The sequence below is a fragment of the Micromonospora sp. NPDC049049 genome (genome assembly GCF_040649115.1).
Lineage (GTDB): Bacteria > Actinomycetota > Actinomycetes > Mycobacteriales > Micromonosporaceae > Micromonospora.
In genome coordinates this window covers 272,728-288,518 of sequence record NZ_JBEZEX010000002.1, presented here as the reverse complement: position 1 = coordinate 288,518, position 15,791 = coordinate 272,728, and the positions used below count along the sequence as shown (strand labels likewise).

General features: G+C 71.3%; 12 protein-coding genes. 2 read left to right on the top strand and 10 right to left on the bottom strand.

Annotated elements, in window-relative coordinates; translation table 11 throughout:
* Position 1: 1 nt before the first annotated feature.
* From AB0B68_RS03715 to tmk, 3 genes are all read right to left on the bottom strand, one after another.
* Positions 2–331 (bottom strand): YbaB/EbfC family nucleoid-associated protein, encoded by a 330-nt coding sequence (locus AB0B68_RS03715; protein ID WP_053659404.1) that lies wholly within the window; start codon positions 329–331, stop codon positions 2–4.
* A 122-nt stretch (positions 332–453) separates the two neighbouring features.
* Positions 454–1,713: a DNA polymerase III subunit delta' gene (locus tag AB0B68_RS03710; RefSeq protein WP_357257699.1), complete on the bottom strand. Its 1,260-nt coding sequence runs from the start codon at positions 1,711–1,713 to the stop codon at positions 454–456.
* Positions 1,713–3,812, bottom strand: a complete 2,100-nt coding sequence (gene tmk / locus AB0B68_RS03705) for a dTMP kinase (RefSeq protein ID WP_357198405.1) — start codon at positions 3,810–3,812, stop codon at positions 1,713–1,715. Before tmk ends, AB0B68_RS03710 begins: the two co-directional genes overlap by 1 nt.
* A gap of 307 nt (positions 3,813–4,119) precedes the next feature.
* On the opposite strand from tmk, the gene AB0B68_RS03700 reads away from it, so the two are divergent.
* Entirely contained in the window at positions 4,120–5,325 is a 1,206-nt protein-coding gene (locus AB0B68_RS03700) for an amino acid deaminase/aldolase (RefSeq protein ID WP_357198384.1), read from the top strand.
* Positions 5,326–5,375: 50 nt separating this feature from the next.
* On the opposite strand, the gene AB0B68_RS03695 is transcribed toward AB0B68_RS03700, so the two are convergent.
* On the bottom strand, positions 5,376–5,981 hold the full coding sequence (locus AB0B68_RS03695; protein WP_355004910.1) for a TetR family transcriptional regulator: 606 nt from the start codon (positions 5,979–5,981) through the stop codon (positions 5,376–5,378).
* Positions 5,982–6,207: 226 nt separating this feature from the next.
* Here AB0B68_RS03695 and AB0B68_RS03690 point away from each other — a divergent pair, with 226 nt between their 5' ends.
* A complete protein-coding gene (locus AB0B68_RS03690) occupies positions 6,208–7,524 on the top strand; it encodes a D-arabinono-1,4-lactone oxidase (protein WP_357198387.1) in 1,317 nt (438 codons plus the stop codon).
* Positions 7,525–7,572: 48 nt separating this feature from the next.
* On the opposite strand, the gene topA is transcribed toward AB0B68_RS03690, so the two are convergent.
* The 6 genes from topA to AB0B68_RS03660 all read right to left on the bottom strand — a co-directional run bounded on the left by topA (position 7,573) and on the right by AB0B68_RS03660 (position 15,687).
* On the bottom strand, positions 7,573–10,413 hold the full coding sequence (gene topA / locus AB0B68_RS03685; RefSeq protein ID WP_357198390.1) for a type I DNA topoisomerase: 2,841 nt from the start codon (positions 10,411–10,413) through the stop codon (positions 7,573–7,575).
* Positions 10,414–10,839: 426 nt separating this feature from the next.
* On the bottom strand, positions 10,840–11,451 hold the full coding sequence (locus AB0B68_RS03680; RefSeq protein ID WP_357198408.1) for a hypothetical protein: 612 nt from the start codon (positions 11,449–11,451) through the stop codon (positions 10,840–10,842).
* Positions 11,452–11,576: 125 nt separating this feature from the next.
* A complete protein-coding gene (locus AB0B68_RS03675; RefSeq protein ID WP_357198393.1) occupies positions 11,577–12,116 on the bottom strand; it encodes a hypothetical protein in 540 nt (179 codons plus the stop codon).
* Positions 12,117–12,219: 103 nt separating this feature from the next.
* Positions 12,220–14,580, bottom strand: a complete 2,361-nt coding sequence (locus tag AB0B68_RS03670; protein ID WP_357198396.1) for a sodium-translocating pyrophosphatase — start codon at positions 14,578–14,580, stop codon at positions 12,220–12,222.
* 316 nt (positions 14,581–14,896) lie between these two features.
* Complete coding sequence (locus AB0B68_RS03665; protein ID WP_030334228.1) at positions 14,897–15,334, bottom strand: ATP-binding protein; 438 nt, start codon at positions 15,332–15,334, stop codon at positions 14,897–14,899.
* On the bottom strand, positions 15,331–15,687 hold the full coding sequence (locus tag AB0B68_RS03660; protein ID WP_355004901.1) for an STAS domain-containing protein: 357 nt from the start codon (positions 15,685–15,687) through the stop codon (positions 15,331–15,333). The genes AB0B68_RS03665 and AB0B68_RS03660 overlap by 4 nt, the downstream gene beginning before the upstream one ends.
* Positions 15,688–15,791 lie beyond the last annotated feature (104 nt).

Genomic DNA, 15,791 nt, shown 5'->3' with positions numbered 1-15,791 from the left:
CTCAGGCCCCCGCGAGCGGTCGGTAGGCGGCGAACGTCTCGTTGTGCAGCTTTTCCCGGGCCCATTCGGCGGCGTCGGCCGCCGCGGTGACCGCAGCCTGCACGGAACCGGCAACGTCGCGCGGGCTGCGGCTGTGCAGCGGCCCGAGGAACCGCACGTCGGTGATGCGTCCACCGGCGGTGACCACCACCTCGACCAGGCCGTCCGGCGAGCGGACGGTCACTTCGACGGTCGACACCGCCTGGTCGAACTCGGCCTGGAGGGACTCGATCCGGCGGTAGCGTCGCACCGCTTCCTCGATCCAGGCCTCGTCGATCTCCCCCCGCGGCATCGGCCGACTCCTCCCGGGTGATTCATCACTCAGTGTGGTGCCACCGTCACCACGGCACAGGGACCGTACCGCACCGCAATCGGGCCTGTCGATGCCTGTGGACAACGGCCGGGAAGTGCGGGTCAGCCCTTCCAGAGGGCGAGCATCATCGCCTCGACCGCGATCCGCGGCTTGACGTTCGCCTCGATCGCGGCACGGCAGGCGAGCACGGCCTCCAGCCGGCGCAGCGCCCCGTCGGCGTCCCACTTCTGCGCGCCAGCACCGGCGAGCGCGGCCGTGTCGGTGTGCACCGGGGCGACGGGTGCGCGCAGCGCCATGGTGAGCGCGTCCCGGTAGAAGCCCGCGAGGTCGACCAGCGCCCGGTCCAGTGCGTCCCGCTGGGCCCGGGTGGCCCGGGACTTCTGCCGCTTCTCCAGCTCCTTGAGCTGCCCGGCAGCGCCTCGCAGGGCGCCGGCCGCGCCCCGGCCGGTGCCGCCCGCGCCGAGCGCGGTCTCCAGTGCCGCCCGCTCGGTCGTGTCGGCCTCGGTGACCGACGCCTCGGCCTCCGCCTCGGCGGCCTCGATGAGTGCGGACGCCGCGTCGAACGCCGCGCCGACACCGGTCAACCGGCGCGGCACCGCGAGCACCGCCTCGCGTCGTTTGCGGGCCTCCGGGTCGCGGGCCAGTCGGCGGGCCCGACCCACGTGACCCTGCGCGGCCGACGCCGCCCACTGCGCCACGTCGGGCGCGATGCCGTCCCGACGAACCAGCACCTCGGCCACCGCGGCGGCCGGCGGCTGCCGCAGGGGTACGACCCGGCAGCGCGACCGGATGGTCACCGAGATGTCGTCCGGGTGGGTGGACGGGGCGCAGAGCAGGAAGACCGTCCGCGGCGGTGGTTCCTCGATCGCCTTGAGCAGCGCGTTGCCGGCGGCCTCGGTGAGCCGGTCGGCGTCCTCGATGACCACCACCTGCCAGCGCCCGCCGGACGGGGTGCTGGCCGCGCGGAGCACCAGTGCGCGCATCTCGCCGACGCCGATGGAGAGCCCTTCCGGCACCACCATCCGCACGTCCGCGTTTGTGGCACCCATTGTGGTGTGGCAGCCGGGGCACTCACCGCAGCCGGTGCCGTGCACGCACTGGAGTGCGGCGGCGAACGCGCGTGCGGCGACCGAGCGGCCGGAACCGGGAGGCCCTGTGAAGATCCAGGCGTGCGTCATCCCGGCGGACGGGTCCACGCCGGTCCCAGCCTCGTCGGCTGCGGACCCGTCACCGCCGGCCGGGCCGGCGTTGACCAACGCGGCTGCGCCAGCACGCAGGACGGCGGCGGCGGCCGCGGCGGCGCGCCGCAGCTCGACCACCGCCTCGTCCTGGCCGACCAGGTCGGCGAAGACGTCCGGCATCAGGTCTTGTGCTCCATCGTCACCAGCTCCGCGTCGGATAACTCAGGTTGCACCGAGGTGTCCGGGCCCTGCGCCGGTCGCGGGTGCACGATGCCACCCGGCTTGCCGAGCATCTCCTCGACCCGCCGGACCACCAGCCCGGTGATCTCGTCGGCCGGCCGGGACGCGTCGAGCACCAGGTAGCGCTTCGGGTCGGCGGCGGCGAGGTCGAGGAACGCGTACCGGACGCGCTCGTGGAAGGCGACCGACTCGGCCTCCAGCCGGTCGGTGCCGGTGTTGCGCGAGGCCACCCGGGACAGACCGGTGCGCGGTTCGACGTCCAGCAGCACCACCAGGTCGGGCTTGAGCCCACCGGTGGCCCAGGAGGAGAGCCAGGAGACCTCGTCGACGGGCAGTGTCCGGCCGGCGCCCTGGTACGCCAGGGACGAGTCGACGTACCGGTCACTGATCACCACGCCGCCCCGAACCAGCGCGGGCCGGACGACGGTGGCCACGTGGTGCGCCCGGTCGGCGGCGTAGAGCAGCGCCTCGGCCCGGGGGGAGGGCGCGTCGTCGCCGGAGGTGTCCAGCACCAGCGACCGGATTCGCCGGCCGACGCCGGTGGCCCCCGGCTCGCGGGTGAGCACCACCTCTCGACCGTGACCGCGCAGCCGCTCGGAGAGCGCGGTGAGCTGGGTGGACTTTCCCGCGCCCTCGCCGCCCTCGAAGACCACGAAGAGCCCGGCGGAGACGAACGGCTCGGCGGGCATCAGCGGACGGCCCCGGATGGAGCCCCACAGGTCGGCGAGGACCGGGACGCCCTTCTTGTCGTCCATCTGGCCGAACGCGCTGATCCCGGCGAAGATGCCGGCAGCACCGGCGGCGAGCAGCAGCAGTCGGGTGGAGGAGACGGAGATGCCGAGGTCGGCGATCTCCAGCTTGCGCGAGCCACCGACGCCGACCAACACGCTGCTCAGCCCGATGGCCAGGATCAGCACCAGGCGGGTGCCGATCTGCACCACCGCGAAGACCCGGCCGCGCACCTCGTCGGCCACTTCCCCGCCCAGCAGCGTGGTGCCGGCCAGGAAGGCCATCCCGGCACCGGCGCCGACCAGCACCGCGCCGACGATCGCCATGGACAGGTGAATGGCGAAGGCGAGGGTCATCACCGCGGCGCTGGCCAGCACGATGCTCATGCCGAACCAGCGACGCCGGGACATCTCCTTGACGACCATCGGGCCGAGCCCGATGCCGAGCGCCAGGCCGACGAAGATCGCGCCGAAGAGCAGCGAGAACGCGGCATCACCGGCGCCCAGTGAGTTGGCGAAGAACTTGGCGGTACCGACCACGATGCCGCCGCCGGCGAACGCGCCGAAGATGCCCAGCACCAGGCCGCGGACGAGCGGGGTCTGGCCGATGTACTTCCAGCCCTCGGAGAACTGCCGGAACATGCTCTGCTCGGCACGCTCCGCCTCGCCGCGCTGCGCCTCGCTGATCTCCTTGATCCCGAACGCCACCACCAGTGCCGTGGCGAGCCGGGAGAAGGCGTTGAACCAGAGTGCGAGCTGGGCCGGCTCGGCCCAGGAGGGCAGGTCGCCGCCGACGGCACCACGGACGCCACGGTCGAGCACGGCGAGGCCGATGGCGGCGGCGACCGGGGTGAGGCCGTAGGTGGTGATCAGGGTGAGCTGGTTGGCCGCTTCCAGCCGGGCCCGCGGGATCAGGTTCGGGACCGCGGCCTCCTTGGCCGGGATCCAGAGCAGGGTGAGCGACTCGATCAGGAAGGTGGCGATCAGCGCCCAGCCGACCACCAGACCGCCCGCGGCCCCGCTGAGGGCGTAGAGCGGAATGGACGCGAAGAGCACGAAGCGCAGCAGGTCGCAGATGACCATCGTCCAGCGCCGGTCGAACCGGTCGGCGAAGACGCCGGCCACCGGGCCGAGCACCAGCGCGGGCAGCAGCCGGATCGCGGTGACCCCGCCGAACGCGGCGCCCTGGGCGGTGCTGCCCTGCACCTGCGAGGCGGCGAAGAGGGCGGTGGCCAGCAGGCCGAGCCAGTCACCGAAGGAGGCCGCGCCGAGCACGATCCAGAGCCGGCGGAACGGCCGGATGCGCAGCACGGACCGGATCGCGGCATAACCGGACGGATCGACCTGACCGGAACTGGACTGGTTGGCGGCGTTGCCCGACTGGTCACCCGAGCGCGACACGCCGGGCGACTCGCCGCTGTTCTGGCTTTCGATGGCCGTACCTCCACGTGCCGGCCCATCGCTGGGCACCTCCGGTGCAACACTCTAGACCCGGTGGGGGCCACCCCCCGGGCGACATTCTCCTGCTCGCTGAGCCTAGGCCGCCGGAGCTACCGACCGCAGCCCGGACGTACGCGAGGGTATTTCGCATTTTCCGTCAGACAGTTAGCGTGCACACGTGGCCATCGAAAGCGACAAACTTCGCGAGCGCCTGGATCGGGCGACTGCCCACCTCGACCCCCCGTACGCGGTGGTCGACCTCACCGCCTTCGACGCCAATTCGGCCGCCCTGGCCGACCGCGCAGCGGGAAAACCGGTCCGGATTGCCAGCAAGTCGGTCCGCAGCCGGGAATTGATCAGTCGAGCCCTCGCCCGGCCCGACTGGCAGGGCGTGATGGCCTTCACACTGCCCGAGGCGATCTGGTTGGTCCGCGCCGGCGTCAGCGACGACGTGCTGGTCGCGTACCCGAGCGCCGACCGGGCCGCCCTCGCCGAGCTGGGCGCCGACCAGACACTCGCCGCCGCGATCACCCTGATGATCGACAGCGCCGGCCAACTCGACCTCATCGACGCCATCAAGGCCCCGGGGCAGCGCGCCCAGCTACGGCTCTGCCTGGATCTGGACGCCTCCTGGCGACCAGTACGCGGGGTGCACGTCGGCGTCCGCCGCTCACCGGTGCACAGCGCCCGGGCTGCCGGCGCGCTCGCCGCAGCCGTCGCCCGTCGGCCCGGCTTCCGGCTGGTCGGGCTGATGTCGTACGAGGCGCAGATCGCCGGCCTGGGTGACGCGCCGCCGGGCAAAACGCTGCTGGCGGGCGCGATCAGGCTGGCCCAGCGCGGGTCGTACCGCGAGTTGCTGGCCCGCCGTGGCGCGGCGGTCGCCGCAGTACGCGAGCACGCCGACCTGGAATTCGTCAACGGCGGCGGCACCGGCAGCATGGCCGCGACCAGCGCCGATCCCGCGGTAACCGAGATCACCGCGGGATCGGGCCTGTACGGGCCGACGCTGTTCGACGCGTACCGCGCCTGGCGGCCCACCCCGGCGGCGTTCTTCGCCTGCGCTGTGGTCCGCCGACCGACGCCGGAGCTGGCGACGGTGCTCGGCGGCGGCTGGATCGCCTCCGGCCCGGCCGCCGACAGTCGACTGCCCCGGCCGTGGCTACCGGCAGGGCTGAAGCTGGTCGGCACCGAGGGCGCCGGCGAGGTGCAGACTCCGCTGTCCGGAGCGGCGGCAGCCGGGCTGCGCGTCGGCGACCGGGTGTGGTTCCGGCACGCCAAGGCGGGTGAGCTGTGTGAACGGGTCAACGAGCTGCACCTGATCGAGGGCGACACGGTCGTGGCGACCGTCCCCACCTACCGGGGTGAGGGGCAGGCCTTCCTCTGAGATCGGGCAACCGCCCCCACCGCCGGCCGGGGCCGGCGCCCCACGCCGACTCAGGCGGGTTGGGGCGCCTCGGCCTGCTTGCCGACTGCGGACCTGCCGTTGTCCGGGCCGTCGACCTGGCGGTGCAGGTACTCCCGGATCAACGCCTTCGCCTCCAGCAGCACCCGCTCGTCACCGTCGGACTTCCGACGGAACGCGAGCTTGATCAGCGCGTCCGCCGCCTCGACGGCGATCTCCAGCACGAAGCGCAGCTTGGGCACGTCGGTGAGCCCGAAACGCTCGGTGAGCACCCGGGCCAACTGGTCGGCGATCACGCCGTTGTTGTCCCGCTGCTCGTCGAGCAGGTGCAGGTCGACCACGTCGCCGAAGTGCAGGGTACGGAAGCCGGGGACGGTGCGGTGCATCGTGATGTACTCGTCGATGCCCGCGTCGACGCCGTCCCACCAGTGGGTCATCTCGTCGGAGGCGAACCGCTCGTCGAGGCGCTGGAGGTAGGACTCCATGGTCCGCAGGGTCAACGCCTGCACGATGGCTCGCTTGTCCGGAAAGAACTGGTAGACCGACCCGATCGCCACCTCGGCCCGCTCGGCGAGCAGGGTGGTGGTCAGCCCTTCGTACCCCACCTCGTCGACGAGTTCGGCGCAGGCATCCAACATGCGCTGTACCCGCGCGACACTTCGACCTTGCACCGGTACGCGGCGCAGCGGCCCGGTCGTGGCGGCTGGTGTGGACACTCTGCGCCACCCCCCTTCGACGGATGAACATATCTCCACGTCACGAGTCCGTGACTACCGGTACAACGAGCGGATCGCAATTGCGGTATTTACCAGCTAGAACGTTCCTGATATGAAGTCAGTTCATATTCATGAATGAGGAGCGCGCATGGTCCGCACCGCACCGCTCGGGGCTGGATGGTCCAACTGGGCCGGGAACCAGCGTGGCAGCGCCAGCGCGATCCTGCGCCCCGGCTCGCCGACCGACGTCGTAGAAGCCGTCAGATCTGCCGCCGACGACGGCGGTCGGATCCGGGTGGCGGGCAGCGGCCACTCGTTCACCGCCGTCGCGCTCGCCGACGACCGCCGGATGGACCTGTCCGACCTGGACACCACCGTCAGCGTGGACGTCGCACACCGACTGGTCACCGTGCCGGCGGGCATGACCCTGCACACGCTCAACGGTCTGCTCGCCCGGCACGGCCTCGCGCTGCCCAACCTCGGCGACATCGACGCGCAGACCGTCGCCGGGGCGATCTCCACCGGCACCCATGGCACCGGAGCCGGCTACGGATGCCTCTCCACCTTCGTCGAGGCGATCACACTGGTCACCGGCACCGGCGAGGTGCTGCGCTGCACCGCCGACGAGCATCCCGACGTCCTCGCCGCCGCCCGGGTGTCGCTCGGCGCGCTCGGCGTCCTGGTCGAGGTGACCCTGCGTTGCGTGGACGCCTTCGTCCTGCGCGCCCACGAACGACCGGCCGAACTGGCCGACGTGCTCGGCGAACTACCCGAGCTGATCGGCCGACACGACCACGTCGAGTTCTACTGGTTCCCGTACACGTCCCGGGTCCAGGTCAAGGCCAACGACCGGGTACCCGCCAACGACCGGCCGCTGTCCCGCTGGCGCGGCTGGGTGGACGACGACTTCCTGTCCAACCGGGTCTTCGCCGGCGCCTGCCGACTCGGCCGGGCCGTGCCCGCGCTGGCCCCGGGGATCAGCGCGGTGTCCGCCCGCGCCCTCACCGAACGGCAGTACACCGGACGCTCCGACCGGGTCTTCTGCACGTCGCGCCGGGTCCGCTTCGTGGAGATGGAGTACGGCCTGCCCCGGGAGGCGTTGCCCGAGGCGCTCGCCGCGCTCCAGCGGATCGTGGACGGCCTGCCGTTCAAGGTGCTCTTTCCGGTGGAGGTGCGATTCACCGCCGCCGACGACATCTGGCTGTCGCACGGCTACGGCCGGGACAACGCCTACATCGCCGTGCACCAGTACGTCGGCATGCCGTACGAGCCGTACTTCCGGGCCTTCGAGCAGGTGGCCGCCGGGCTGGGCGGTCGCCCGCACTGGGGCAAGTTGCACTACCGCGACGCCGCCTCGCTGGCCGCCGCGTACCCCCGCTTCGCGGACTTCCAGGCCGTCCGCGACCGGCTCGACCCCCACCGCGTCTTCACCAACCCCCACCTGACGCATGTCCTCGGGGTCTGACGGCTCGCGTCGGACCGACGCGTGACGATCAGGTGACCCGAGGCGTGGTCAGTCGGTGTTGGAGGCGGCCTTGCGCGGGGCGGCCTTCTTCGCCGGAGCCTTCTTCGCCGCCGTCGCCTTGGCAGTGGTGGTCTTCTTCGCGGCCGTGGACTTGCTGGCGGCGGCCGTCTTCTTGGTGGCCGTCGCCTTCTTCGCGGGCGCCTTCTTCGCCGCCGCCTTCTTCCGCGGCGCCGGACCCTTGGCCCGCTTCTCGGCCAGCATCTCGGACGCTTCCTCGATGGTCAGCGCCTCCGGCGTCTGCCCGCGCCGCAGCGACGCGTTGAACTCCCCGTCGGTCACGTACGGACCGAACCGGCCGTCCTTGATCACCATCGGCTTCTCGGTCGCCGGGTCCACGCCCATCTCGCGCAGCGGCGGCGCCGCAGCTCGCCGTCCACGGGCCTTCGGGGCGGCCAGCAGAGCCAGCGCCTCGTCCAGACCGACGGTGAACATCTGGTCCTCGGACTCCAGCGAACGGAACTCCTCGCCCCGCTTGACGTACGGGCCGTAGCGACCGTTGTTCGCGAAGATCTCGACGCCGTCCGGCGCGACACCGATCAGCCGGGGAAGGCTGAGCAGCTTGAGCGCCTCCTCCAGAGTCAGCGAGTCCGGGGTCTGCGTACGCAGCAGCGACGACTTGCGCTCGCCGCTGGACACGTACGGGCCGAACCGGCCGGACTTGAGCACGATCGGCTCGCCGGTGCCGGGGTCGTCGCCGAGCTTGCGCTCGCCGCTGCCGCCCAGGAACAGCTCGTGCACCTTCTCCGGGGTCAGCTCGTCCGGGGCCAGGCCCTCGGGGATCGGCGCCCGGTCACCCTGGGTGCCGCCCTCCTCGCCCTCACCGGAAGCCGCAGCCGGTGCCGGCTGCTCGCCGCCGGGCAACTCCCGTTGCAGGTACGGCCCGTAGCGGCCGACCCGCACGACGACCTCGCGGCCGTCGTCGTCGGTGAAGAGCGGGATGGAGTTGACGCTGCGGGCGTCGATGTCGTTGAGGTTCTCGGTGACCAGCTTCTTGAGCCCGCCGGAACGAGCGATGTCCTGGTCGCCGGCACCGTTGGCGCTGCCGAAGTAGAACGCCGTGAGGAAGTCGACCGCCGCGTGGTCACCGCCGGCGATCTCGTCCAGCTCGTTCTCCATGGTGGCGGTGAAGTCGTAGTCGATCAAGCGGGGGTAGTGCCGCTCCATCAGCCCGATCACCGCGAAGGCCAGGAAGGTCGGGATCATCGCCTGGCCGCGCTTGGTGACGTACCCCCGGTCCTGGATCGTCTGCATGATCGACGCGTAGGTGGACGGGCGGCCGATGCCCAGCTCTTCCAGGGCCTTGACCAGCGACGCTTCGGTGTAGCGCGACGGCGGCTGGGTGTGGTGGCCCTGCGCGGCCAGCTCGTCGGCGGTCAGCCGCTGGTCCTTGACCAGGGTGGGCAGCCGACGCTCGGCGTCCTCGGCCTCGGCGTTCTCGTCGTCGCTCGACTCGACGTAGGCGCGCAGGAAGCCCGGGTCGGTGATGGTCTTGCCGGTCGCGCCGAAGTCGGCTTCCTCCTGCGAGGTGGAGACCGCCCGGATGCGCACCGACACGCTGGAGCCGACCGCGTCGGTCATCTGCGAGGCGATGGTGCGCCGCCAGATCAGCTCGTAGAGCTTGAACTCCTCGGCGGACAGCTCCTTGGCCACCTCGCCCGGGGTACGGAAGTTGTCCCCCGCCGGGCGGATCGCCTCGTGCGCCTCCTGCGCGTTCTTCACCTTGCCGGTGTAGCGGCGCGGCTCCGGCGGAACGCTGCGCTCGCCGTACAGCTCGACGATCTGTCGGCGGGCCGCCGAGATGGCGGTCTCCGACAGGTTGACCGAGTCGGTACGCATATAGGTGATGTAGCCGTTCTCGTACAGGCGCTGCGCGGTGCGCATCGTCTGCTGCGAGGACAGGCGCAGCTTGCGGGCCGCCTCCTGCTGGAGGGTCGAGGTGATGAACGGCGCGTACGGGCGACGGCGGTAGGGCTTCTCCTCCACCCGGGTGACGGTGAACGGCCGCCCCTCCAGCCGGGCCGCGAGACCCCGGGCGCCACTCTCGTCGAGATGCACGACGCCGGCGCCGGCCCGCACGCGACCGGTGGTCGGCTCGAAGTCCTTACCGGTGGCGATCCGGTCGCCGTTGAGAGCGATCAGGGTGGCGTTGAACGCACGCGGGCCCTCACCGGCGTCGGCCACCGCGAGGCTGGCCAGGATGTCCCAGTATTCGGCGGTGCGGAAGGCCATCCGCTGCCGCTCCCGCTCGACCACGATGCGGGTCGCCACGGACTGCACCCGGCCTGCCGAGAGCCGCGGCATGACCTTCTTCCACAGCACCGGGGAGACCTCGTAGCCGTACAGGCGGTCGAGAATCCGGCGCGCCTCCTGGGCGTCCACCAGATCGCGGTCGATCTCCCGGGGGTTGGCCACCGCCGCCTGGATCGCCGGCTTGGTGATCTCGTGGAAGACCATCCGCTTGACCGGGACCTTGGGCTTGAGCGTCTCGACCAGGTGCCAGGCGATCGCCTCGCCCTCACGGTCCTCATCCGTCGCCAGGAAGATCTCGTCGACTTCCTTCGCCAGCTTCACCAGCTTGCTGATCTGCTGCTTACGGTCGGCGGAGACGACGTAGAGCGCCTGGAAGCCGTTGTCGACGTCCACCCCGAGCCGGGCCCAGGGCTCCTTCTTGTGCTTGGCCGGCACGTCGGCGGCGTTGCGGGGCAGGTCGCGGACGTGACCGAAGCTGGCCTCCACGACGTACCCCGGGCCGAGGTAGCCCGAGATCGTCTTGGCCTTCGCCGGTGACTCGACGATGACCAGACGGGTGGTTCCAGCGTTGCTCGGCACGTCTCTCCCCGACCTCACTCCTGCTCGTGGCCCGCCGGCGCCCGGACAGCGACCGCTTTCGACCCCGCCGTCGCACCGGCGGTCCGGATGTCCAACGTAACGCGCCGCCCGCGTTTCGGGTTTCGCGGGCCGCAAACCGCTTCGACGCGGCTGTCGACGCCACTCCGCCGCGCTCGGCACTGCCGGACGGCGCCACCGTACACCGTGGGTAGGGCTCGAAGCGGGTCACTGTGACGATGGCGGGCCCACGACCCGCCCGTTTTCCGCTTGGATCGACCCGCCGTCTGTCCGGCACCAGACAGCCGGCCGCACCGTCTCAAGCCGCCGCCCAACCGCGTCGATCATGGACTTGTGGTGGGCGTTTTGGCCCCGGAGGAGCAATACGTCCCCCACCACAACTCCATGATCGACGCGATGAGGGGCGGATCAGGTTGGCCAGGCTTCGGGTGGTGTGGCGGGCGGCGGCCCGCCGACCAGCTCGGCGAGCCGCGCCAACCGGCGGCGGCCGGTGATCCGGTACGCCGGGCCGCCCTCACCCGGGCCGAGCAGCGCCCCGGCCAGCCCCGCCGAGGCGAGCGCCACGCCGATCGGCTCCCAACACTCCTGGTCGTCGACGCCCAGGCGCAACAGGAAGCAGTCCGGAGGCTCCGGCGTCCCGGCGGCGGCGAGCCACAGCCGCAACCGCCGACCGGTCAGGTGGAACGCGGCCGGCGGACGCTTCGTCGTACCGTGCAGCCAGGCGGCCGCCAGCGGCTTCAAGATCCGGGTGTACGACGTACGAACGGCGTGTCGCGCGCCCTCGGTCGGCTCCCAGCTCGCCGCCAGCCCACGCGACGCCAGCTCGGCGACGAGCACGTGCACCCGCCAGGCGGCGTCCACCTGCACCGAGAGCCGGGCGGTGCCGCCCATCCGGACCACCTCGGCCGGCCCGGCGAGCAGCCCGGCCAGGTCGGCGACTGTCGGTTCGGCCGCATCCGCGCCGAAGAAGACAAGTTGCCGGCCCGCGTCGTCCGTCTGGGGCGGGCCGCTCCGAACCAGGCCGTCCGGCGACGAGCGGTCCTGCGGCGCGCCGCCACGGCGTCGCCCGGGAGTGGGCGTGTCGGACTCGGGCGCGGGGAACAGCGCCGGAGGCGGCTGTGCCTTCCCGGTGTCACCGAGCCCGCTCAGCGACACTCCGGCACCTCGTCGAATGCCTGTTTCAACTCCTCGGAGTTGAGCTTGCTGGTGTCCAGCGCGCCGGCGTCGTACTCCTTGTTGAGGGTCTCCACGGCGGCCCGCACGCCGTCGTAGAAGGCCGTCGGCTCGCCGGTGCCCAGGCCGTCGATGGTGTCCCGGGCACGGCCGTACGCGTCCCGCATCTTCCCCAGGGAGCTGCGGAAACCCGCGGAGATGGCCTCGCCGTTCTCCGCCTCCGGGATGCCCGCCTTCTCGACCTTGCTGCGCGCGGCCTCGCTGGCCTGCTCCGCCCCGTCGAAGAGCCGCACCAGGTTCTCCTTGGCCTGCGCCGGCGTGGTCTGCGCGGTCATCTGCTCGTCGGTGCTGCTGGTCAACTTGTTGATCTCGGAGCGCCACGGGGTGAGGGCGCCACAGACCGAGGCCGCCCAGGCCCGTGGGCTGGGGCCGCCGCCGCAGCCGGCCAGAACGACGATCGTGGCCAGGACCACCGTGAGCTTTCCGGCGGCAGACGCCCGGCACGTACGCATGCGTTGCAGCGTACGGCCTTTGGCCAGGTGTGGCATCGGGCCGGACGGCCGGGGTCCCCGGTCGACAAGCCACGTCGACCGGGGACCCCGGGCCGTTCCTGGGTCAGGCGTTGACCGTCTCCGGGCGGTGGTCGGTGCTGCCCGCGCCGGTGTTGCCGTCGGCGTCCGAGTCGGACATCGCGATGCCCTTGCGCTTGCTGAACACCACCGACGCCACGATGATCAGCGTCGCGACCAGCGCGATGCCGACCCGCAGGCCGACGTTGCGGTCGTCGCCGACGCTCCAGGCCACCACGGCGGGCGCGATCAGCAGCGAGACCAGGTTCATCACCTTGATCAGCGGGTTGATCGCCGGGCCGGCGGTGTCCTTGAACGGGTCGCCGACGGTGTCGCCGATGACAGTGGCGGAGTGCGCCTCGGAGCCCTTGCCCCCGTACGCGCCGTCCTCGACCAGCTTCTTGGCGTTGTCCCAGGCCCCACCGGAGTTGGACAGGAACACCGCCATCAGGGTGCCGGCACCGATCGCACCGGCCAGGTACGCCGCGAGCGCGCCGGGCCCGAGGCCGAAGCCGACAGCGATCGGCGCCAGGATGGCGAGCAGGCCGGGGGTCATCAGCTCGCGCTGCGCGTCCCGGGTGCAGATGTCGACGACCTTGCCGTACTCCGGGCGCTGGGTGCCGTCCATGATGCCGGGCAGCTCACGGAACTGCCGGCGGACCTCCATCACCACGGCACCGGCCGAGCGGGACACCGCGTTGATGGCCAACCCGGAGAAGAGGAAGACCACCGCCGCGCCGATGATCAGGCCGACCAGGTTGCGCGGGTTCGCCACGTTCAGCGAGTTGAGGATCTCCGTACCGACGTCGCCCACGCCAGCGTCCTCGTACGCGCTGCGGAGCGAGTCGGTGTAGGAGCCGAACAGCGCGGTCGCCGCGAGGACCGCCGTGGCGATCGCGATGCCCTTGGTGATCGCCTTGGTGGTGTTGCCGACGGCGTCCAGTTCGGTGAGCGTGCGAGCGCCGTGCTCGTCGAGGTCACCGGACATCTCGGCGATGCCCTGGGCGTTGTCGGAGATCGGCCCGAAGGTGTCCATCGCGACGATGACGCCGACAGTGGTGAGCAGGCCGGTGCCGGCCAGCGCCACCGCGAACAGCGACAGCGTGATGGAGCTGCCGCCGAGGAGGAACGCCCCGAAGACGCCTGCGCCGATCAGGAGCGCCGAGTAGACCGCCGACTCCAGACCGATGCTGATGCCGGCCAGGATGACGGTTGCGGCACCGGTCTGCGAGCTCTTGCCGATGTCCTGCACCGGTCGCCTGTTGGTCTCGGTGAAGTAGCCGGTCAGCGCCTGGATCGCGGCGGCCAGCACGATGCCGATCACGACCGCGCCGATGGCGACCAGCCGGGGGTTGCCAGGCGCGTCGGTGAGCCCGCTGTCGAACTCGCCGAACGTCGCCGGCAGGTACGCGAAGGCGGCAACAGCCACCAGCACCGCGGAGAGCACAGCCGACAGGTAGAAGGCCCGGTTGATCGCGGTCAGGGCGTTGCGGTCGGTCGCACGCAGCCGGGTGATGAAGACGCCGACGATCGCGATCAGCACGCCGATGGTGGAGATGATCAGCGGGAAGACCAGGCCCTCCTCGCCGAACGCGGCGCGGCCGAGGATCAGCGCGGCCACCAGCGTGACCGCGTACGACTCGAACAGGTCGGCGGCCATGCCGGCGCAGTCACCGACGTTGTCGCCCACGTTGTCGGCGATGGTGGCGGCGTTGCGCGGGTCGTCCTCGGGAATGCCCTGCTCGACCTTGCCGACCAGGTCGGCGCCGACGTCGGCGGCCTTGGTGAAGATGCCGCCACCGACCCGCATGAACATCGCGAGCAGGGCGGCGCCGAAGCCGAAGCCCTCCAGCACTGTCGGCGCGTCACCCCGGTAGATCAGAACGACGAGCGCGGCACCGAAGAGGCCGAGGCCGACGGTGAAGAAGCCGACGACACCGCCGGTCCGGAACGCGATCTTCATGGCCGCCTCGCGGCCGCCTGCCCGCTCCCTCGCGGCGGCGGCCACCCGCAGGTTGGCTCTGGTGGCCAGCCACATGCCGGCACCACCGATGAACGCGCTGAACAGGGCGCCCACCACGAAGAAGAGTGACCGGCCGAGCTTCACCGCGAGCTCACTGCCGTCGGTGTCGTGCACCGGAAGCAGGAAGAGCAGCACGACGGCGATGACCACGAAGATCGCCAGGGTGCGGAACTGTCGGAGCAGGTAGGCCGAGGCGCCCTCCTGGACGGCCCCCGAGATCTCCTGCATTTTCTCGGTGCCCTTACCAGCGGCCAGCACCGTTTTCGTCAGGGCGGCAGCGAAACCAAGTGCCACCAGCGCGACAACCGCGGCGATGACGACGTAGGTGACATTGCTTCCGGTAAGGGAAAGCCCGCCGCCGTCGGCGGCCAAGGTCTCGGACATCTGTGTCCTCCTGTTACCGAACAATCGCGCCGGTGAGTGGAGACGCACTGACCGACGCCTGGATGCGGACTCGCAAGCGCGCGCCAACCCACCAGCGGACCAGCGATGAACACCCATACCCGCTGGCTGCGGGATAGGTCACTTGCTGACAACCCGGGTACTGTAGCCCTCCACAGTGTTGGAGGTCACACCCAGGTGGCACCGTGTCGCGATGATCTTCGTCGCTGTGTTATGAAACGAAATCTGATATAGGGCCCGATCCATGCAAAGAAGGCCGCATCCCCAGCAGGGGACGCGGCCTACGCAGCGGAACTGGTCAGCGGCCGACCGGCCACACCATCCGCACCTCGGTGCCGATGCCCTCGTCGACCGGGCGCACCTGGAGGTCCTCGACGAAACCGGCGAGCAGCGCGAAGCCGACGCCGGTGGTGAGCGCCTCATCGGTCAGCGACTCGTTGGCCAGCTCGTCCGGCGGCAGCGCGGTCAGACCGATACCCGCCTCGATCGGCGCCCGGTCCACCACCCGCACGGCGTACGAGCCACCGTCGGACATCTCGACCAGCACCGGGTCGGCCAGGCCGTACTGCCGGTGCAGGGCCACCGCGCGGGTGCACGCCTCACCGATGGCCAGGCGCACCTCGTCCAGCAGGTCCTCCCGCACCCCGGCCCGCCGGGCAACGGCGACGCCGACCAGGCGGGCGGTGCGCACGTGCACCGGAGCGGGCGAAAAGGAGAGCTTGACTGTCGCCATCACGCGTCGGCGCCCGCCGAGTCGGCGCTGACCGCCGCGTCGACCGTCGGGTGCAGCGGAAACACCTGGTCCAGCGCGGTGATCCGGAAGATCTTGAGCAGCGGCTCCTTGTCGCAGACCAGCGCGAACGAACCGCTGGCCGAGCGGAGCCGCTTGAGCGCGCCGACCAGCACGCCCAGCCCGGTCGAGTCGAGGAAGTCCACCCGACCGAGGTCCACCACCACGTGACGGGCGCCACCGTCGATCAGTTCGAGGAGTCGCTCACGGAGCCGGGGCGCGGTGTAGACGTCCACCTCACCACCGACCTCGAGCACCGTGTGCTCGCCCACGGTGCGGGTCGCCAGTGACAGCTCCATCGGTCCTCCTCGCCAGAGCCGTAAACTCTCGTGGGCATCTAACCACTACCGCCGGGGCGGCCTGCGGACGCCAGCGGAGGCTTCCCCTTACCCCGGTGTCCGAC